This is a genomic window from Microbacterium sp. 71-23, from assembly GCF_001897265.1.
GTDB classification, from domain to species: Bacteria; Actinomycetota; Actinomycetes; order Actinomycetales; family Microbacteriaceae; genus Microbacterium; species Microbacterium ginsengisoli.
In genome coordinates this window covers 203,561-222,205 of the sequence record NZ_MKSL01000011.1, presented here as the reverse complement: position 1 = coordinate 222,205, position 18,645 = coordinate 203,561, and the positions used below count along the sequence as shown (strand labels likewise).

Below are 18,645 nucleotides of genomic sequence, written 5' to 3'. Positions count from 1 at the left end.
CCGCCCGACGCGCCGCCGGCTCGCCCGGCTCAGGCGCTTCGCCCGACTCAGGCCTTTCCGCCGGGCGGGCCGACGATCAGCAGCCCCGTGAAGATAACGACGACCGCCACCACGAGCAGAGCCGCAAGAAGTCCGGGGCGACGAAGCATCGCACGCATGAGGCGGTCGTGCCACCGCTCGTCGCGCGGGTCGCTCCCCGCGTGCAGCCGCCAGTCCCCCGCGAGCGCGCCGGTGCGGTGCAGCCACCAGATCTCCGCCGGGATGGTCGCGTAGGGGATCACCGCGCTCCCGATCGCCACGACGGCGCGCAGCGGATGCCAGCGCTGGTTCTTCGCAACGAGAACGGCGGTCGCGCCATACGCCAGGAAGACGAAGCCGTGCACGCCGCCGGCGACCGTCACCGCGACCGCGACCCCCGTGGTCGCCCGCACGATCAGGGCGGTGATCAGAAGCGTCCAGGTGATCGCCTCGGCGATCGCAAGCACGCGGAACAGTGCGGACGGGGTGCGGAACACGGGTCCTCCAGCAGAGATCGGATGCCGCGGCTCCCGCGACATCCTTCAGTCTATCTGAAGGGCTTCAGGAACCCTGAAGGATCCCTGCGAACGGCTCCTCGTGCAGCCCCTGCAGCGCGTCCGTCAACGCCGGCAACGCCGCCGCGAAGTCGCGGTCGAGGCGGGCGAGGCGGGCATCGGCCTCATCGAGGGCCGCGTCACCCTTCTCCGTGACGCGCAGATCGGACGCCGAGCCGGCATGAGCCGTGCCGTCGGCGACCATGCCGTCATCGGCGAGCGCGCGGACGGCAGTGTGGGCGGTCTGCACCGTGATCTGGGAGCGGCGGGCCAGCTCACTGAACGAGATGCCCGGCGTCGCCCGGATGTGCGCCAGCAGACCGTACTTCCGCGTGGTGAGACCCAGGTCCTTCAGCGCCGCGCCGAGCTGCCCGTCCCAGATCGACGACATCGTCAACAGGGAGATCACCGGGCTGAAGGGGGGGCGTTCAGACATGACAGCCATGCTAGACCGGCCCGCGGCCCGTGGCACGGTGCCCCGCGGGCAGACGGAAGTCGCCACTCTCCCCATGCGCGATCCGTGCACCCATGGAACACTCGGCCTCGTCACCCCCGTCACCACACGCATGAGGAGTCCCGATGTCACCCCGTTATCTCGTCCTCCCCGCCACCGTCGCCGTGGCGTTCGCCCTCGCCGGCTGCGGACAGGTGTCCGCGCTCGTCCAGCAGGGAGCCGCCGTCGCCAGCCAGGCTGCGGGAGTCGCCAGCGCCGCCGCATCCGCCGCCGCCGATGCGGGCGTCAACGTCTCCACCAGCGGCTCTCTGCCCTCCGGGTGGCCGAGCGACATCCCCGCACCCGAGGGCAAGATCACGACCTCGGTCTCCGTCAACGGCGGCTACTCGATCATCGTGCAGACGTCGAGCGAAGCCGCGATCACCAGCGCCGTAGACAAGCTGAAGTCCGCCGGCTACTCACTCGACGGCGACTTCTCCTCCGACGGCAATCACGTGCAGCACCTCGCCTCATCGCAGTGGAGCGTCGTGATCACGTGGGGTCCGGACCCCTCGACGAGCGGAGCGTTCGTGGCGAACTACGTGGTCGCGAAGGCGTCATCCTGAGTGCCTCCGCCGACGGCGAGGGCCCCACGAGTGTCACACTCGCGGGGCCCTCGCCGTTCGGACGGGATCAGAAGTCCCAGTCGTCGTCCTCGGTCGCGACAGCCTTGCCGATGACATACGACGAGCCCGAGCCGGAGAAGAAGTCGTGGTTCTCGTCGGCGTTGGGCGACAGTGCCGAGAGGATCGCCGGGCTGACGTTGGTCACCGTCGAGGGGAACATGGCCTCGTAGCCGAGGTTCATGAGCGCCTTGTTGGCGTTGTAGTGCAGGAACTTCTTGACGTCCTCGGTGAGACCGACGCCGTCGTAGAGGTCCTGCGTGTACTGCACCTCGTTGTCGTAAAGCTCGTACAGCAGCGAGAAGGTGTAGTCCTTCAGCTCCTGACGGGTTGCCTCGTCCACCTTCTCGAGTCCCCGCTGGAACTTGTAGCCGATGTAGTAGCCGTGCACGGCCTCGTCGCGGATGATGAGGCGGATCATGTCGGCGGTGTTGGTGAGCTTCGCGCGGCTCGACCAGTGCATCGGCAGGTAGAAGCCCGAATAGAAGAGGAACGACTCGAGCAGCGTCGAGGCCACCTTGCGCTTGAGGGGTTCGTCGCCGCGGTAGTAGTCCATGACGATCTGAGCCTTGCGCTGCAGGTTCTCGTTCTCGATCGACCAGCGGAACGCCTCGTCGATCTCCTTCGTGGAGCACAGCGTCGAGAAGATCGACGAGTAGCTCTTGGCGTGCACCGACTCCATGAACGCGATGTTCGTGTAGACGGCCTCCTCGTGCGGGGTCAGCGCGTCGGGGATGAGCGAGACCGCACCCACCGTGCCCTGGATCGTGTCGAGCAGGGTGAGGCCGGTGAACACCCGCATCGTGAGCTGCTGCTCTTCCGGGGTCAGCGTCGCCCACGACTGCACGTCATTGGAGAGCGGCACCTTCTCGGGCAGCCAGAAGTTGCCCGTGAGGCGGTTCCACACCTCCACGTCCTTGTCGTCCTCGATGCGGTTCCAGTTGATGGCCTGGACCTTGTTCAGGAGCTGGAGCTTCTCGCTCATCGTCCGTTCTTCCTCGTCTTCTCGTCGCGGGGGCTCACAGCGTGCAGCTGACGCAGCCCTCGACCTCGGTGCCCTCGAGGGCCATCTGGCGCAGACGGATGTAGTAGATGGTCTTGATGCCCTTCTTCCACGCGTAGATCTGCGCCTTGTTGATGTCGCGCGTGGTGGCGGTGTCCTTGAAGAACAGCGTCAGCGAGAGCCCCTGGTCGACGTGCTGCGTGGCGGCGGCGTACGTGTCGATGACCTTCTCGTAGCCGATCTCGTAGGCGTCCTGGTAGTACTCGAGGTTCTCGTTCGACATGAAGGGTGCCGGGTAGTAGACGCGCCCGAGCTTGCCCTCCTTGCGGATCTCGATCTTCGAGGCGATCGGGTGGATCGACGACGTCGAGTTGTTGATGTACGAGATCGATCCGGTCGGCGGCACGGCCTGCAGGTTCTGGTTGTAGATGCCGTGCTGCTGCACCGAGGCCTTCAGCTCGCGCCAGTCGTCCTGCGTCGGGATGTGGTGGCCGTCGAACAGCTCGACGACGCGAGCCGTCTGCGGCGCCCACTCCTGGTCGATGTACTTGTCGAAGAACTCGCCCGACGCATAGGTCGAGTCGGCGAAGCCCTCGAACGTCTGACCGCGCTCGATCGCGATGCGGTTGGACGCCCGCAGTGCGTGGAAGAGCACGGTGTAGAAGTAGATGTTCGTGAAGTCGAGACCCTCGGGCGAGCCGTAGTGGATGTGCTCGCGGGCGAGGAAGCCGTGCAGGTTCATCTGGCCGAGGCCGATCGCGTGCGACCGGTCGTTGCCGTCCTCGATCGAGCGCACTGAACGGATGTGGCTCTGGTCGCTGACCGCGGTGAGGCCGCGGATCGAGGTCTCGACCGTGCGGGCGAGGTCGCCGCCGTCCATCGCGAGCGCGATGTTGAGCGAACCTAGGTTGCACGAGATGTCCTTGCCGACCTGGGCGTAGGAGAGGTCCTCGTTGTAGGTCGTGGGGGTGTTGACCTGCAGGATCTCGCTGCACAGGTTCGACATGTTGATCCGGCCCTTGATGGGGTTGGCCCGGTTCACCGTGTCCTCGAACATGATGTAGGGGTAGCCCGACTCGAACTGGATCTCCGCGAGGGTCTGGAAGAACTCGCGGGCGTTGATCTTCGACTTCTTGATACGCGGGTCGTCGACCATCTCGCGGTACTTGTCGCTGACCGAGATGTCACCGAACGGCACACCGTAGACGCGCTCGACGTCGTACGGCGAGAAGAGGTACATGTCCTCGTCGTTCTTGGCGAGCTCGAACGTGATGTCAGGCACGACGACACCGAGCGACAGCGTCTTGATGCGGATCTTCTCGTCGGCGTTCTCGCGCTTGGTGTCGAGGAACTTCATGATGTCGGGGTGGTGCGCCGAGAGGTACACGGCACCCGCACCCTGACGCGCACCCAGCTGGTTCGCGTAGCTGAAGCTGTCTTCGAGGAGCTTCATGACGGGGATGATGCCGCTGGACTGGTTCTCGATCTGCTTGATCGGGGCGCCGGCCTCGCGGATGTTCGACAGCAGCAGCGCGACGCCGCCACCGCGCTTGCTCAGCTGCAGCGCGGAGTTGATGCCGCGGGCGATCGACTCCATGTTGTCCTCGATGCGCAGCAGGAAGCACGAGACGAGCTCGCCGCGCTGGGCCTTGCCGGTGTTGAGGAAGGTCGGCGTGGCGGGCTGGAAGCGACCCGAGATGATCTCGTCCACGAGGTTGTTCGCCAGGTCCTGGTCGCCGTCGGCGAGTCCGAGGGCGGTCATGACGACACGGTCCTCGAAGCGCTCGAGGTAGCGCTTGCCGTCGAACGTCTTCAGCGTGTAGCTCGTGTAGTACTTGAACGCACCGAGGAAGGTGTCGAACCGGAACTTCTTGCCGTACGCGCGGTGGTGGATCTCCTCGACGAACGCGAACGGGTACTTGCCCAGCACCTCGGGCTCGTAGTACTCCTTCTCGACGAGGTAGTCGAGGCGCTCCTTGAGGGAGTGGAAGAACACCGTGTTCTGGTTCACGTGCTGCAGGAAGTACTCCCGCGCAGCGCGCTTGTCGGCGTCGAACTGGATCTTCCCGTCGGCGTCGTACAGGTTGAGCATCGCGTTCAGGGAGTGGTAATCCATCCCCTCGAACTTCGGCTCGGTCTTGAAGTGGGTCTCGGTCAGTGCTGTGTCCACCATCGTTCCAGTCCTTCGCTGATGCGCTCGACGTCTTCTGGCGTGCCGAAAAGCTCCAGCCGATACAGGTGCGGCACGTGGCACTTGCGGCTGATGATCTCGCCGGCGAGGCAGAACGACTCGCCGAAGTTGGTGTTGCCCGCGGAGATGACTCCGCGGATGTAGGAGCGGTTGTGGGCGTCGTTCAGGAAGCGGATGACCTGCTTCGGAACGGCGCCGTGTTCCTCGCCCCGGCCCTGGCCTCCCCCGTAGGTGGGGGTGACCAGGACGAAAGGCTCATCGACGCGGGGCGTCGGCTCGCCTGCTCTCAGGGGGATGCGGACGGACCGCCTGCCGAGCTTCTCGATGAAACGCGCCGTGTTGCCGGACACGCTCGAGAAGTAGACGAGCAGGGGCGCGGTGTCATCCGCGGCGGCTACCGCGCTGCTGCCATGGAGCGTCGCGGTCGCCATGACTCACGCCAGGCGGGACGCGAGCTCGTCGATCTTGTCGGGACGGAAGCCCGACCAGTGGCCCTCGTCGGTGACGACGACGGGAGCCTGGAGGTAGCCGAGCGCCTTGACCTGCTCGAGCGCCTCCGGGTCCTGCGAGAGGTCGTGAACCTCGTAGGCGATGCCCTTCGAGTCCAGCGCGCGGTAGGTCGCGGTGCACTGCACGCACGACGGCTTCGTGTAAACGGTGATGGCCATGTGAACCCTGTTCTCCCCTCAAATCCCCAGTAATCCAGCACCCACCGGCGCCGGGACCTCAATACTACATATGGGTGCCGACATTGGGGTCAACCACAAGGGGTAGTAGTTACAACCGTGTGATTTTCCACCGCACTCCCCACTCCGATCACAGGTTGTCCACCGATTCATCCACAGGCCGACGAGGTGTCCAGACCCTGAAGAACCGCTGAATTCCGGGCATCAGCAGGCTGTGAACGCCGACTGTCCACAGCGACGACCGTAGGCGGCACCTCCGACACTGGGGATGGATCCGACACGCCGTGTCGGCGTGTCGCGCATCGCGCCCGGCAGACCCTCCACGGCGGAGCACACCGCCCCGGCGGCGGCCACCCGGGGCGCCGAGAACGTCTGCCGCGGGCGATAGCGTGGAGGGGTGGCGGGATATCGGGAACTGGTGCGCACTCCGGGCGTGATCCGCATCATCGCCGCGCAGCTGACGGCGCGGTTCCCGAACGGCATGACGAGCCTCGCGATCCTCCTGCACATCGAACACGTGACCGGCTCCTACGGCGCCGCGGGCCTCGTGCTGGCCGCGACATCCATCGGTCAGGCGGTGTCGGGTCCGGTGACGAGCCGCTGGATGGGCATGTGGGGCATGCGCAAGGTCCTGACCCTCACCATGACGATCTGCGCGATCTGTCTCACGGTCATCGCGCTCGGCCAGATGGTGCTGCCCGCCTACGTCGCCCTCGGACTCATCACGGGTCTGTCGACGCCGCCGATCCAGTCGGCCGCCCGCACGATCTATCCGAAGCTCGTGACCTCACGTCAGCTCACCCCGCTCTACTCGCTCGACGCGTCGCTGCAGGAGATCATCTGGATCGTCGCCCCGGTGGCGATCACCCTCGTGGCGACGCAGGTCGGCACCGTGCCCGCGCTGCTGCTGATCGTCGTGATCCTCGTCGGCGGCGGATCGTGGTTCATCCTGTCGCCCGAAGTCGGGCGCGTGCGCATCCCGCGCAGCAAGCGCCGGTTCGGCAAGGTGCTCGCGCGTCCGACGGTGCTGCTCGCGACGGTGATCGGGTTCCTGCTGATCGGTGCGTGCGCGGCGGTCGAGGCGAGCGTCGTCGCCTCCTACGGCCACGGCGGGTTCGAGGCGGGCATCGTGCTCGCCGTGTTCTCGATCGGCAGCCTCGCGGGCGGTCTCTCCCTCGGCCACGCCCCGATGGCGCCGTGGGCGATGGCCCGGCGCCTCACGGTCGTGGCGACCGGTCTCGTGCTCACGGTCATCGCCTTCGCCCTGTTCAGCGGCGACCCGATCCTCTCCCCCGTCGGCACGAGCGCGACGCTGATCATCGCGGGCATCGGCATCGCGCCCGCCCTCGCGGTGCTGTTCGCGATGACCTCTGCGAGCGTGAAGTTCAGCGACACGGCCGAGGCGTACGGCTGGATCGGCACGGGGCAGCTCATCGGCGGCGCCGCGGGCTCCGCCATCGCCGGCTTCCTGATCGACGGCACCGGCGCGGTGGGCGCGTACGCCGCGGCCGGTGCGTTCGCGCTCCTCGGCGCGATCGTGGCGGCGGTGTTCGTGCGGGCGTTCCCCGATCTGAGACACCGCGATCCGAGCCCGCTGCCCGACACCGAGCCGAACGCGATCATCACCTGAGCGCATAGACGACACACAGCATCCACGTAGGCGCGACCAACCGGCGTCGGTTCCACTGGGGGCATCACCCCCGACGAGAGGATGCCCCGTGGCCGACCGCACCCCCGACGCCGACATCTCTGCCCGCACCGCCGATCCCGACCGCTGGCTCGACGCCGACGGCGCTCCCATCGACGAGGACCACCGCGGCCTCGTCTACGACATCCGCACCCTCGTCGACCGACGGCGCGCGCTCGGCATCTTCGGCGGCCTCGCGATGACGTCGCTGCTGACGGCGTGCGGCATCCAGTCGGCCTCGTCGTCGGGCGCCGCGTCGTCGACGACCGCCACCCCGCAGGCGACGGCATCGGCCACGACGGATGCCGCGGCATCCGACTCGCTCGACGAGGTTCCCGACGAGACGGCGGGCCCGTATCCCGCCGATGGCTCGAACGGCATCGACGTGCTGACGGCCTCGGGCATCGTGCGCAGCGACATCCGGGCGAGCTTCGGGTCGTCGACGACGGTCGCCGACGGCGTGCCGCTCACGATCCGTCTCACCGTGCGGGACGCCGACACGGGCGCTGCGCTCTCCGGCAAGGGCGTCTATCTCTGGCACTGCGACCGCGACGGCAACTACTCCCTGTACAGCCGGGGCATCACCGACGAGAACTATCTGCGCGGGGTGCAGGAGACGGATGCCGCCGGCACGGTCTCCTTCACCTCCATCTACCCAGCGTGCTACTCGGGTCGGTGGCCGCACATCCACTTCGAGGTCTACGACGACGTCGCGACCGCGGTCGCCTCAGGACCGATCGTGAAGACGTCTCAGATCGCGCTGCCCGAGGAGACCAACGTGGTCGTCTACGCGACGAGCGGCTACGAGCAGAGCGTGCGCAACGCATCGCAGGTCTCTCTGAAAAGCGACAACGTGTTCGGCGATGACGGCGGCATCCACCAGATCGCGACCATGTCGGGCGACGTCGCCGCGGGCTACACCGCGGCCCTCACGATCGGCGTGTGACCGGCCGGGGCGGCCGCGGTCGGCAGGTGACGCGACCGGGCAGCCCCGGCACGTCGAGGCCGTACGCTCGGATCATGCCCGCACCCGTCACCCTCCCCCGCATTGCGTGGGGCGATCCCGGAGCCGAGCGCCACGCGCTGCTCATCCACGGACTCGGATCCAACGGCCCGCTCATGTGGCTGTTCGGCACGGCCCTCGCCGAGGCCGGCTGGTACGCCGTCGCCGTCGATCTCCGGGGCCACGGCCTCGCACCCCGTTCGACCGACTACACCCTGGCGGCCTACGGCACGGATGTCGCGCACGTGCGCCGCGAGGGCGGCTGGGACCTCGTGATCGGCCATTCGCTCGGCGGCGCCTCGGCGACCCTCGCCCAGGCGACCCACCCCCGCTGGGCGCGTCACCTCGTGCTGGTCGACCCGGCCATCCACCTCACGCCCGAGCAGCGCGCCGCCGTGCAGGCCGGCAACGCGGCCTCGTTCGCCGCGCCAACCGTCGAGGGCGTGCGGGCGGCGAACCCGACGTGGCATCCGAACGATGTCGAAGCCAAGGTGACATCGCTGCGACAGGCGTCGACGTGGGGTACCGACCAGACCGCGGTGCAGAACCCCGACTGGGACGTGCGCGAGGCGTTCCTCGCCCTCACCGTGCCCACCCTCGTGCTGGCCGCCGACCCCGCCGTGAACAGCCTGTTCACCGGCCCGGCGATCGACGAGCTCGTGGCGGCCAACCCGCACGTGAGCGTGCGGGTCATCGAGGGCGCCGGGCACTCGTTGCATCGCGACAAGCCGGCAGAGACGCTCGCGGCGCTGTTCGACGGGCTCGCATCATGACCTTCGATGCGGCCGCCTGGCTTCCGGACGACCTGATCGAGCGCATCCGCGGGCGCGCCGCGCAGGTCGATCACGACAACGTGTTCCCTCAGGAGGACCTCGACGAGCTGGCGGCGGCCGGCTACCTGTCGATCCTGGTGCCGAGCGCGCTCGGCGGCGGCGGGCTGGGGCTCGCCGAGGCATCCCTGCTGCAGCAGCGGCTCGCGACGGCCGCGCCCGCCACGGCCCTCGCGATCAACATGCACCTCGTCTGGACGGGTGTGGCGAAGGTGCTCGCCGACCGCGGCATCGACGACCTGCGGTTCGTGCAGGAGGGCGCCGTGCGCGGCGAGGTCTTCGCGTTCGGCATCAGCGAGGCCGGCAACGATCTCGTGCTGTTCGGCAGCGACACGGTCGCCGAGCCGCTGGCCGACGGTGGCTACGCGTTCACCGGAACCAAGATCTTCACCTCGCTCGCCGCCGTGTGGACGAATCTCGGGCTGCACGGTCTCGACACCACGTCCGCGGACGCACCACAACTCGTCTACGCGTTCGTCCCGCGCTCGGACGCTGTCGTCACCCGTGACGACTGGGACACCGTCGGGATGCGCGGCACCCAGTCGCGCACGACCGAGTTGCACAGCGCCGTCGCCCCCGCCGACCGCGTGGTGCGCCGGGTCGCGCCGGGACCCAACCCCGACCCGATCGTGTTCGGCATCTTCAGCGTCTTCGAGATCCTGCTGGGCTCGGTCTACACCGGACTGGCCCGACGGGCGCTCGACCTCGCGGTGGCGACCGCGAAGACCCGCACGTCGAAGAAGAGCGGCACGACCTATGCGCAGGATCCCGACATCCGCTGGCGCATCGCCGACATGGGGCTGCGCTACGACGCCCTGCCGACCGAGCTCGCCTCGATCGCCCGAGACGTCGATGCGAACGCCCCGCACGGGCCGCGGTGGTTCACGCTGCTGTCGGGGGTGAAGCACCGCGCGGTCGTGATGGCGAAGTCGGTCGTCGACGACGCGATCCTGGTCGCGGGCGGCTCGTCGTACTTCACGCGTTCCGAGCTCGGCCGGCTCTACCGCGACGTACTCGCCGGTCAGTTCCACCCGTCCGACCCCGAGTCGGCACACGCGACGGCCGCCAGCGCCTGGCTCGGCCCACTCGAGAGCTGAGACGGATGCCGCGCACCCCCCTCGCGGCGCTGAGCCCCGCCGATCAGGCGCGGAGGCGGGCGCTGCGGCGCATGAAGGCGGTGGCGCTCGCGGCGCTGCTGGCGATGGCGGTGCTGTTCGCGATCTCCTTCCCGTTGCAGGCCACGGTGCCCGCGCTCGCCTATGTTCGCGCGGCCGCCGAGGGCGGAATGGTCGGGGCCTTGGCCGACTGGTTCGCGGTGACGGCACTGTTCCGCCGCCCGCTCGGGCTCCCCATCCCCCACACGGCGATCATCCCGACGCGCAAGGACGAGATCGGCCGCACGCTGGGCGAGTTCGTCGAGACGAACTTCCTGTCGGGCGAGATCGTGCGCACGAAGCTCACCAGCACCCGGATCGCCGAGCGCGCGGGCGCGTGGCTGCGCGAGAGCGCGCACGCGGAGCGTGTGGTGGCGGAGGCATCCACGATGGTCGCCGGAATCGTGCGCGCGCTCAGCGACGACGATGTGCGCGAGATCATCGAGGACCTCGCTCGCACGCATCTCATCGCCCCCGAGTGGGCGGCGCCGACGGGCGGCTGGCTCGAGCGGCTGACGCAGACGGGTGCGCACCACGCCGCGGTCGACCTCGCGGCCGACAGCATCGGCGAGTGGCTCACCGAGCACCGCGAGAGCTTCGAGGGCCTGCTGTCGCGTCGACTGCCGGGGTGGGTGCCACGCATCGCCCATCGCCTCGTCGACGACGCGGCGTATTCGGAGGCGGTGAAGTTCGTGGCCGCGGTGCGCGCCGACCCCGAGCATCCCGCCCGGCATGCGATCGACGGATACCTGGGCCGGCTCGCCGACCGTCTGCAGCACGATCCCGACACGATCGCACGGTTCGAAGGCGCGAAGGCGGCGGTCTTCGATTCGCCGCGCGTGCGCGAGCTCGCGGGTGAGGCATGGGCGACCGCCAAGCGCGGGCTGCTCGCGGCCCTCGCCGATCCCGACAGCGGTCTGCGGCGGCGCGCGGCCCTCGCGATCGCAGACCTGGGCGCGCGACTCGCGACGGATGACGCGCTCCGGCGCCGCGTCGACGGCTTCATCACCGACGCGGCCGTGTTCCTCGTCGAGCGCTACCGCCACGACATCGCGTCCATCATCACCGACACGGTCGAACGTTGGGACCCGGCCGAGACCACCGAGAAGATCGAGCTGATGGTCGGGCGCGACCTCCAGTACATCCGCCTCAACGGCACGATCGTGGGTGCTCTGGCGGGTCTGGGCATCTTCACCGTGGCCCAGGCGCTCGTCGGCCACTAGCCTGACGTCATGGGCGAGGCATCCGTCGTCGGTGACATCGTCTTCAGCTACGGCACGCTGCAGCAGCGGGGGGTGCAGCTGGAGGTCTTCGGACGCGCGCCCGACGGCGAGCCCGATCTCCTCCCCGGCTACACGGTCGACTATCTCGAGGTGCTCGACACCCGCGGACGCGGATCCGCGCGCGTGTCGGTGCAGCCGGTCGTACGCCCGACCGGCTCTCTCGGCGACAAGGTGACGGGTCTGGCCTACGCGCTGACGCCCGCGGAGGTCGATGCCGCCGACGAGTACGAATCGCCGCTGTACCGCCGGGTCCCGGCACGCCTGTCGAGCGGCCGCACGGCCTGGGTCTACGTGTCGGCATGACGACCCTCCTGCTCGTGCGGCACGCGAGTGCCGCGGACGGCCCCGACGATCACGATCGACCGCTGACGGCCCGCGGGGCGCTCGAGGCGGAGGCGATGGCGGCCGCCACCCTCGAGGCCGGCTGGCAGCCCGATCTGATCCTTGCGAGCACCGCCCGCCGCACCCGGGCGACCGCGGCCATGTTCGGCGCCGCGCTGGGCGCACCGGTGCGCACCGCGCCGGCGCTCTACGGTGCGGGGCCGCGCACGCTACTCGACGCCGCCGTCGGGCTCGGCGTGGCATCCGTCATGATCGTCGCCCACAACCCGGGTATCGCGATGCTCGCGCGCAGCCTCTCGTCGAACGAGATCGGCGGGATGGTGCCGTGCGCCGTGGCCGCGTTCTCGTGGGACGACGACGATTGGGATGTCGCATCGGCGACCGACCCCGATCGCATCTGGTTCCGACATCCGGAGTGATGCCGCCGCCGGAGAGGGAACGCAGTCCCAACGCTCGGGGAACTCAGTCCCACAGCCCGCGGCGGGAATGGCATGATGGCCTCACCACGCGCCGGCGACGCCGCCACCGCACCGCACGTCTTCGAAGGAGAAGCCCGTGTTCCACAGCCCGTTCGATCCGATCGACATCCCTGATCTCAGCGTCTACGACTACCTGTTCGCCTCACTCACCGACGACGAGCTCGAGCGTGTGGCCCTCATCGACCCGGCGTCGGGCACCGAGACGACCTACGGCGGGTTGCGCGATCAGGTCGATGCGGTGGCCGGTGCGCTCGCGGCGCGCGGGGTCGGCGTGGGTTCGGTCGTGGGGCTGCTGAGCCCGAACATCCCGGCGTTCGCGACCGTCTTCCACGGAGCGCTCCGCGCCGGCGCCACCGTCACCACGATCAATGCGCTGTACACGGCCGACGAGGTCGCCAAGCAGCTGCGCGACGCCGGCGCCACGTGGCTGTTCACCGTCGGCCCGCTCCTTCCCTCGGGTGGCGCCGCCGCCGCCGCGGTGGGCATCGACGACGAGCATCTCGTCGTGCTCGACGGTGCGCCGCGGCATCCGTCGTTGCGCGATCTGCTGACGGCCGGCGAGCCCGCGCCGGAGGTGACGTTCGACCCCGCGACGCACGTCGCAGCGCTCCCCTATTCGTCGGGAACCACCGGCGTGCCCAAGGGCGTCATGCTCACGCACCGCAACCTGGTCGCGAACGTCGCCCAGTCGCGGGTGATCATCGAGCTCGGCCACGACGACCGTGTGCTCGCGGTGCTGCCGTTCTTCCACATCTACGGCATGACGGTGCTGCTGAACATGGCCCTCAAGCAGCGCGCGAGCCTCGTCACGATGCCGCGGTTCGATCTGGTCGAGTTCCTCTCGAACATCCAGACCTACGGGTGCACGTTCATCTTCATCGCGCCGCCCATCGCGGTGGCGCTCGCGAAGCATCCGATCGTCGACCAGTACGACATCTCGAGCGTGCACTCGATCTTCTCGGGCGCCGCACCCCTCGACGCCGAGACGGGTGCCGCGGCCGCGCGCCGACTGCACGCGAGGATGCTGCAGGGATACGGCATGAGCGAGCTCAGCCCCGTGTCGCACGCCACCCCCGTCGACCGCACCGACGTGCCGATCAGCTCCGTCGGCGTGCCGCTTCCGAACATCGACTGCAAGCTCGTCGACACCGAGACGGGCGAGGAGATCACCGAGTTCGGCGCCGACGGGTTCACCGCACGGGGCGAACTGTGGGTCAAGGGTCCGAACGTGATGCTCGGGTACCTCGGCCGTCCCGATGCCACCGCCGAGACCTTGGATGCCGACGGGTTCCTGCACACCGGCGATGTCGCCGTCGTTCATCGCGACGGCTACTACGCGATCGTCGACCGCGCCAAGGAGCTCATCAAGTACCACGGCTACCAGATCGCTCCGGCGGAGCTCGAGGCGCTTCTGCTGAGCCATCCGAAGATCATGGATGCCGCGGTCATCGGTGTGCTCGACGACGAGCATGAGGAGATCCCGAAGGCGTTCGTTGTCGCGGCGCCCGATTCGGGGCTCACCGAGGACGACGTGAAGGCGTTCGTCGCCGAGCACGTCGCCCCGCACAAGAAGGTGCGGCGGGTGGAGTTCATCGACCAGATCCCGAAGTCGACGTCGGGGAAGATCTTGCGCAAGGATCTGCGCGCGCGGGAGTCCGTCGGGGCCTGAGGCGATCCGGAGCGCGGGTCAGATCTCGAACGGGATGCCGCGCTCCGGCACCCGCAGGAGGGCGCCCAGCCCTGCCGCCGCGAACGCCTGCACGAGGTCGTCGGTGCTCTCGCTGAAGTGCGCCCACCCCTCGGTGTGCACGGGCACGACGACCGGCGCGCCGATGGCTCGGGCGGCGGCGACCGCGTCGGTCGCGGTGAGGGTGAGGGCGCCGTCGACCGACGGCGTGCGCGCGGCTCCGGCGAAGAGCACGGCGACGTCGACCGGCGGCACGCGGGCGGCGATCTCCTCGACGAGCTCCGGCGCGGAGTTGTCGCCGCTGACGTAGACCGTCGGGAGACCGTCGCCGGTGAGCACGAAACCGGTCACGGGGCCGATCACGGGCTCGCTGCCGATCGGGCCGTGGCGGGCCGGCACGGCGGTGACGGTGACCTCGGACCTCTCGCCGACAAGAGTGACCGACTCCCACGGCTCGAGCGCGCGGGCAGGCTGACCGAGTCGCTCAGCGGCCAGCGGCGTCGTGAGCGCGATCGGTGCGGTGGCGAGCACGGCGCGACCCGCGGCATCCAGATTGTCGGCGTGCTGGTCGTGGGAGAGCAGCACCGCGTCGAGCGGCGGGAGCGCGGTGGCCTCGAGCGCCGGCCCGCGCAGCTTGGTGAGCGTGCGGGTCGCGGAGCCCACCTCGCCCGGCGGATCGAAGGTGGGATCGACGAGCAGCGAAAGGCCACCGAGCTGCAGCAGAACAGTCGGTCCGCCGATGTGGATGACTCGCAGACTGCCGGCGCTCACGCGCCCTTCGCCGACGTGGGACCGACCGGCTCCGCGTGGCGCACCGGGTCGAGAGCGGGAAGCGAGACCGTGGCGACCGTGCCGACGTCGTCGTGGCCACGGGTGAGCGCGACGGTGGCCCCGAGTTCGGCGGCCAGCTCCTGCACGATCGCGAGCCCGAGGCCCGTGCCCGACACCCCCGCCGCTGTCGCCGACGAGCTGCGGTAGAAGCGGTCGAACACACGAGGCAGGTCGACCTCATCGATGCCCGGGCCCTGGTCGCGGATCTGCACCGTCACCTGGCCCGACGACCGCTGCGCAGACACCTCGACCAGACCACCGGGCGGCGAGAACTTCACCGCGTTGGTGAGGAGGTTCAGGAAGAGGCGTGCGAGGTCGCCGGGACGGCCGTGCACGACGATTCCGGGGGTCAGGTCGGCGGAGATCGTCGCCTTCTGGCCGCGCAGGTTGATCGTGAGGTCTGAGATGCACTCCCGCAGCAGCTGCTCGAGATCGACGGCGACGCTGTCGCTCTCGCGTTCGGCCGCCCGACGCTCCTTCGACAGAGCGAGGATGTTCTCGACGACGTCGAGCAGTCGCTCGGCGTTGCGGTGGACGATGAGCACGAAGTCGCGTTGCACCGGGTCGGTGATGAGGTCGGCGAGCTCCTCGGTGAAGCCGATGATCGAGGTGACCGGGGTGCGCAGCTCGTGGCTGACGCTCGCCACGAAGTCGTCCTTCTCACGGTTGAGGGCCCGCAGCGTGTCGACGACCTGACGTTCCCGCTGCAGTCGCCGCTCGATCGCTGCCTCGGCATCGCGGAGCGGCCGGAGATCGACGACGGAGATGAGGTAGACGCGGCCGTAGCCCGAGCGCGAGAGAGATTCGATCGACACGGTCGCCGGGATGCTGTCCGATTCGACGAGCTCCCAGTCGAGCACCCGCGCCTCGTCCGCCCCGAGGGACGCGAGCTGCCGGTGCAGCGGAGAACGCGGCACGACGATCCAGTCGTGCTTCTGCAGCTGCGCGAACGAACTGCGGAGGATCGTCGAGGCGACCGCGTTGATCTCGATGACCGCGTAGCGTCCGCCCTCGACCTCCTGGAGGATCGCGAACCCGTTGTTGGCGCGCTCGAACGCATCGCGCAGAAGCCGCAGCAGACCCTCGGTCTGGTCCTGCAGTAGGCGTCGCTCGTTTCGGGTGGCACCGATGCCGAGCGTCGTGGCAGCGAGCGCGAAGGAGTAGATCTGCAGCAGCGTTCCGGTGCTCATCCCGCCGGCCGGATGAGCGAACGGCCCACCGCCGATCGCCGTGAGCGCGACCACGGCGACGATCGTGCCGACGAACTGGGTGAAGGCCACGAACATGGATTCGCTGAACGCGGCCCACGCCAGGATCGGCACGGGCAGGAAGGCGAGCGGGTTCGCGTTCAGCGGCGAGAAGGCGGCCACGACCGCCGCCAGCAGCGCCAGGCTGAGGAGCACCACGGTCTGGGCCGACGCGGTGCGCTTGCGCAGGCGGTTGAGCAGCGCCAACGGGGTGATCAGCACGACCGCGGAGATGTGGGAGGCGCTGGTCGAGAGCAGCGTGGGCAGGAATGCGCCACCCGACAGTGCGGCGCCGAGGCCGAGGCATCCGCCGACGACGAGGGCGCCCACGGCGGCAGCGGCGAGGAATCGCCCGACGTCCAGCAGGGTGGACAGGCGCGGCTCGTCGTCGCCGGGGGCGACGGCGGTCGCGACGATCCACACCTCGAAGGCCGCGCCGATCGCGCCCAGCACGACGAAAGCGGGTCCGCGACCGGCGCTGGCGGATGCCGCGGCGGTCACCGCCGCGATGCCCAGCAGCACCCAGAAGCGGCTGCGGCGGTCGGCCGTGACGACAGCGGCGACCGCGACACCGGCGGCCGGCCACCACCACGCCGTGGCCGCCGGACCGCTCTGCATGCCGGCGAACACGGCCCCGAGAACGCCCGAGAGCAGCACAAGGCCGATCACCGTGATCAGACGCGCCGCGAAAGGGAGCCTGCGCATGATCAGCGCAAGGCTCGGGCGGGTCATGGGCTGAGGTTACCCCAGGGGTCGCACTGTTCGAGCGTATGATCGCCGGAGGAAGCGGATGTCGCGCTCGGCCCCGGCCGCGACCCGGACGAACGGATGCGGAATGTCCCGAGTGCTGCTCGTCGACGACGACCAGGACATCCTCACCCTCACCTCGATTCGCCTCACCAGGGCGGGGTACGAGGTGACGACCTGCGCCGACGGCGAGGCGGGTCTCGCGGCGATCCGTCGCGACCGACCGCACGTCGCACTGCTCGACTGGATGATGCCGGGCCTGGATGGGTTGCAGGTCGCCGAGGCGGTGCGCGCCGATCCCGAGATCGCCGGCACGCGCCTCGCACTGATGACCGCCCGACCGGACGCCGAACGCACCGGCTTCGCCGACGAGCACGGCCTCGATCGCGTGATGATCAAGCCGGTCTCGCGACAGGACCTTCTGGCCGCGGTCGCGGCATTGTGCGCCGAGTGCTGACGGCGCCCCCGCTCAGGCGGATGCCTCCTCGGTGGGGCGAGCCAGCGCGATCTGCATGTCGAGGGTGAGCGGCGATCGGGTGACGAGCTCGTGCACGAAGGCGAACTTCCGCTTGACGGCCGCGGGGTGCTCGAACGGGTAGAGGTCGCCGAGTCCCATCGACCGATTGATGCGATTGAACGCCTGCGACATCCAGGTCCAGTCGTTGAGCAGAGGCTGCACCGGCTGGTCGAGGTAGGACTCGCGAGGGATCACGTCGATGTCGCGGAGGTTGGTGACCGAGGCGTCGAGATGGATGCCGATGGCCGCCGCCGTCTGCAGGGTGCCGGTGATGTGCAGGTAGTGGGCGAAGGTCTCGGCGAAGTCCTCCCACGGGTGCATGGTCGCATACTCGGAAAGATACGACTCGTTCCAGTCGTCGGGCGCGCCGAACCGGTAATGGCGGGCGATGGCATCCTGATAGCTCTCGCGCTCGTCACCGAACAGCTCACGGCAGCGATCCCACGTGGCGTCGTCGGTGATGAGCACGTTCTGGTAGTAGTGGCCGACCTCGTGACGCAGGTGCCCGAGCATGGTGCGGTACGGCTCGCCGAGCCGCACCCGCAGCGCCTCACGACGGTCGTCGAGGCTCTCGGCGAGATCGATGGTGATGATGCCGTTCGCGTGCCCGATGATCACCCGCTTGCCGTCGGACAGGCTCGAAAGCAGATCGAAACCGAGCCCGCCGGGCTGCACGTCCCAGCCGACGATCGGCAGCCCCAGCTGACCGAGCTGCAGCACAAGACGGCGCTTCGCCTCCTCGGTCTTGGCGAGCTTCTCGAGGGCCACGGTGTCGTCGGCATCGGGCTGCGTACGGGTGAGGCGGCAGGAGAAGCAGAGACCGGTCGGCGCGTCCTCGCGCACGAGCCAGTTGCACTGCCAGCCACGGTTCGAGCAGGTGTACCAGGTCTCCCCGTCGATGATGACGCGACCGTCGCGCAGCCCGTAGAACTGCTGGGTGAGCAGCTGATACCCGAGCTCCGCCTCGCACTCCGGGCAAGTCAGGGCGTCGAGGTAGACGAAGTGCCGGCAGTGGGGGCACCGGGGCTGTGAGCTCACGTGCTCACGCTAGTGGTCGGCGGGGATCAGGGCGACTCCGCCGAAACGGCGAAACGCCCCTGGAGGGGGCGTCTCGGCTGGTGTGGTGGACCTGAGGGGATTCGAACCCCTGACCTCTTCATTGCGAACGAAGCGCGCTACCAACTGCGCCACAGGCCCGTGAACCTCCGATACATTACCACGCGGCCCGGCCGCGCCTCGCATCGAGGCGGCCCCGTGGGCGCGTCGCGCG

Annotated in this window: 19 protein-coding genes and 1 tRNA gene; 10 read left to right on the top strand and 10 right to left on the bottom strand. The window is 69.0% G+C overall.

The window, feature by feature from the left end:
• Positions 1-47 precede the first annotated feature (47 nt).
• The gene (locus BGO15_RS03605; protein WP_056210169.1) at positions 48-515 is read right to left on the bottom strand and encodes a DUF3817 domain-containing protein; all 468 of its coding nucleotides are present in this window, start codon (positions 513-515) and stop codon (positions 48-50) included.
• Positions 516-579: 64 nt separating this feature from the next.
• The gene (locus tag BGO15_RS03600) at positions 580-1,008 is read right to left on the bottom strand and encodes a MarR family winged helix-turn-helix transcriptional regulator (RefSeq protein WP_045248626.1); all 429 of its coding nucleotides are present in this window, start codon (positions 1,006-1,008) and stop codon (positions 580-582) included.
• A gap of 143 nt (positions 1,009-1,151) precedes the next feature.
• Here BGO15_RS03600 and BGO15_RS03595 point away from each other — a divergent pair, with 143 nt between their 5' ends.
• Positions 1,152-1,631 carry a hypothetical protein gene (locus tag BGO15_RS03595; protein ID WP_056210171.1) on the top strand — a complete coding sequence of 160 codons (480 nt, stop codon included), beginning with the start codon at positions 1,152-1,154 and terminating at the stop codon, positions 1,629-1,631.
• Positions 1,632-1,698: 67 nt separating this feature from the next.
• Here BGO15_RS03595 and nrdF read toward each other — a convergent pair whose 3' ends face one another.
• From nrdF to nrdH, 4 genes are read right to left on the bottom strand one after another with little or no spacing between them, the layout of a single operon-like run.
• Positions 1,699-2,673 (bottom strand): class 1b ribonucleoside-diphosphate reductase subunit beta, encoded by a 975-nt coding sequence (gene nrdF / locus BGO15_RS03590; RefSeq protein WP_045248624.1) that lies wholly within the window; start codon positions 2,671-2,673, stop codon positions 1,699-1,701.
• A gap of 34 nt (positions 2,674-2,707) precedes the next feature.
• Complete coding sequence (nrdE, locus tag BGO15_RS03585) at positions 2,708-4,864, bottom strand: class 1b ribonucleoside-diphosphate reductase subunit alpha (RefSeq protein ID WP_056210174.1); 2,157 nt, start codon at positions 4,862-4,864, stop codon at positions 2,708-2,710.
• A complete protein-coding gene (gene nrdI / locus BGO15_RS03580) occupies positions 4,846-5,313 on the bottom strand; it encodes a class Ib ribonucleoside-diphosphate reductase assembly flavoprotein NrdI (RefSeq protein ID WP_045248622.1) in 468 nt (155 codons plus the stop codon). The genes nrdE and nrdI overlap by 19 nt, the downstream gene beginning before the upstream one ends.
• Before the next feature lie 3 nt (positions 5,314-5,316).
• Complete coding sequence (nrdH, locus tag BGO15_RS03575) at positions 5,317-5,550, bottom strand: glutaredoxin-like protein NrdH (RefSeq protein ID WP_045248621.1); 234 nt, start codon at positions 5,548-5,550, stop codon at positions 5,317-5,319.
• 415 nt (positions 5,551-5,965) lie between these two features.
• Here nrdH and BGO15_RS03570 point away from each other — a divergent pair, with 415 nt between their 5' ends.
• The 8 genes from BGO15_RS03570 (at position 5,966) to BGO15_RS03535 (ending at position 14,015) form a co-directional block, all read left to right on the top strand.
• Positions 5,966-7,198, top strand: coding sequence for an MFS transporter (locus tag BGO15_RS03570; protein ID WP_056210176.1), 1,233 nt, complete (start codon positions 5,966-5,968; stop codon positions 7,196-7,198).
• Between the two features lie 88 nt (positions 7,199-7,286).
• On the top strand, positions 7,287-8,201 hold the full coding sequence (locus BGO15_RS03565; protein ID WP_235557418.1) for an intradiol ring-cleavage dioxygenase: 915 nt from the start codon (positions 7,287-7,289) through the stop codon (positions 8,199-8,201).
• A gap of 74 nt (positions 8,202-8,275) precedes the next feature.
• Positions 8,276-9,031 carry an alpha/beta fold hydrolase gene (locus BGO15_RS03560; protein WP_056210373.1) on the top strand — a complete coding sequence of 252 codons (756 nt, stop codon included), beginning with the start codon at positions 8,276-8,278 and terminating at the stop codon, positions 9,029-9,031.
• Positions 9,028-10,185, top strand: coding sequence for an acyl-CoA dehydrogenase family protein (locus tag BGO15_RS03555; RefSeq protein ID WP_056210178.1), 1,158 nt, complete (start codon positions 9,028-9,030; stop codon positions 10,183-10,185). Before BGO15_RS03560 ends, BGO15_RS03555 begins: the two co-directional genes overlap by 4 nt.
• A gap of 5 nt (positions 10,186-10,190) precedes the next feature.
• On the top strand, positions 10,191-11,465 hold the full coding sequence (locus tag BGO15_RS03550) for a DUF445 domain-containing protein (protein ID WP_056210180.1): 1,275 nt from the start codon (positions 10,191-10,193) through the stop codon (positions 11,463-11,465).
• A gap of 9 nt (positions 11,466-11,474) precedes the next feature.
• Complete coding sequence (locus BGO15_RS03545) at positions 11,475-11,828, top strand: gamma-glutamylcyclotransferase family protein (RefSeq protein ID WP_137878005.1); 354 nt, start codon at positions 11,475-11,477, stop codon at positions 11,826-11,828.
• Complete coding sequence (locus BGO15_RS03540; RefSeq protein WP_045248615.1) at positions 11,825-12,286, top strand: SixA phosphatase family protein; 462 nt, start codon at positions 11,825-11,827, stop codon at positions 12,284-12,286. The genes BGO15_RS03545 and BGO15_RS03540 overlap by 4 nt, the downstream gene beginning before the upstream one ends.
• Before the next feature lie 136 nt (positions 12,287-12,422).
• A complete protein-coding gene (locus BGO15_RS03535) occupies positions 12,423-14,015 on the top strand; it encodes an AMP-binding protein (protein WP_056519130.1) in 1,593 nt (530 codons plus the stop codon).
• An 18-nt stretch (positions 14,016-14,033) separates the two neighbouring features.
• Here BGO15_RS03535 and BGO15_RS03530 read toward each other — a convergent pair whose 3' ends face one another.
• Both BGO15_RS03530 and BGO15_RS03525 read right to left on the bottom strand, forming a co-directional pair.
• Positions 14,034-14,804, bottom strand: coding sequence for an MBL fold metallo-hydrolase (locus BGO15_RS03530; RefSeq protein WP_200930933.1), 771 nt, complete (start codon positions 14,802-14,804; stop codon positions 14,034-14,036).
• The gene (locus BGO15_RS03525; RefSeq protein ID WP_056210185.1) at positions 14,801-16,843 is read right to left on the bottom strand and encodes a sensor histidine kinase; all 2,043 of its coding nucleotides are present in this window, start codon (positions 16,841-16,843) and stop codon (positions 14,801-14,803) included. Before BGO15_RS03525 ends, BGO15_RS03530 begins: the two co-directional genes overlap by 4 nt.
• A gap of 103 nt (positions 16,844-16,946) precedes the next feature.
• Between BGO15_RS03525 and BGO15_RS03520 the strand changes: the two genes are divergently transcribed.
• Positions 16,947-17,315: a response regulator gene (locus BGO15_RS03520; RefSeq protein WP_045248612.1), complete on the top strand. Its 369-nt coding sequence runs from the start codon at positions 16,947-16,949 to the stop codon at positions 17,313-17,315.
• Positions 17,316-17,327: 12 nt separating this feature from the next.
• Here the strand turns inward: BGO15_RS03520 and BGO15_RS03515 are convergent, their stop codons facing one another.
• Both BGO15_RS03515 and BGO15_RS03510 read right to left on the bottom strand, forming a co-directional pair.
• Positions 17,328-18,413 carry a zinc-binding metallopeptidase family protein gene (locus BGO15_RS03515; RefSeq protein ID WP_273190474.1) on the bottom strand — a complete coding sequence of 362 codons (1,086 nt, stop codon included), beginning with the start codon at positions 18,411-18,413 and terminating at the stop codon, positions 17,328-17,330.
• Between the two features lie 83 nt (positions 18,414-18,496).
• Positions 18,497-18,572, bottom strand: a tRNA-Ala gene (locus BGO15_RS03510).
• Between the last annotated feature and the right edge of the window lie 73 nt (positions 18,573-18,645).

Coding starts and splice junctions, on each gene's coding strand:
- BGO15_RS03600 (WP_045248626.1), bottom strand. CDS start 1,008: ATGTCTGAACGCCCCCCCTTCAGCCCGGTGATCTCCCTGTTGACGATG.
- BGO15_RS03595 (WP_056210171.1), top strand. CDS start 1,152: ATGTCACCCCGTTATCTCGTCCTCCCCGCCACCGTCGCCGTGGCGTTC.
- nrdF (WP_045248624.1), bottom strand. CDS start 2,673: ATGAGCGAGAAGCTCCAGCTCCTGAACAAGGTCCAGGCCATCAACTGG.
- nrdE (WP_056210174.1), bottom strand. CDS start 4,864: ATGGTGGACACAGCACTGACCGAGACCCACTTCAAGACCGAGCCGAAG.
- nrdI (WP_045248622.1), bottom strand. CDS start 5,313: ATGGCGACCGCGACGCTCCATGGCAGCAGCGCGGTAGCCGCCGCGGAT.
- nrdH (WP_045248621.1), bottom strand. CDS start 5,550: ATGGCCATCACCGTTTACACGAAGCCGTCGTGCGTGCAGTGCACCGCG.
- BGO15_RS03560 (WP_056210373.1), top strand. CDS start 8,276: ATGCCCGCACCCGTCACCCTCCCCCGCATTGCGTGGGGCGATCCCGGA.
- BGO15_RS03555 (WP_056210178.1), top strand. CDS start 9,028: ATGACCTTCGATGCGGCCGCCTGGCTTCCGGACGACCTGATCGAGCGC.
- BGO15_RS03550 (WP_056210180.1), top strand. CDS start 10,191: ATGCCGCGCACCCCCCTCGCGGCGCTGAGCCCCGCCGATCAGGCGCGG.
- BGO15_RS03545 (WP_137878005.1), top strand. CDS start 11,475: ATGGGCGAGGCATCCGTCGTCGGTGACATCGTCTTCAGCTACGGCACG.
- BGO15_RS03540 (WP_045248615.1), top strand. CDS start 11,825: ATGACGACCCTCCTGCTCGTGCGGCACGCGAGTGCCGCGGACGGCCCC.
- BGO15_RS03525 (WP_056210185.1), bottom strand. CDS start 16,843: ATGACCCGCCCGAGCCTTGCGCTGATCATGCGCAGGCTCCCTTTCGCG.
- BGO15_RS03520 (WP_045248612.1), top strand. CDS start 16,947: ATGTCCCGAGTGCTGCTCGTCGACGACGACCAGGACATCCTCACCCTC.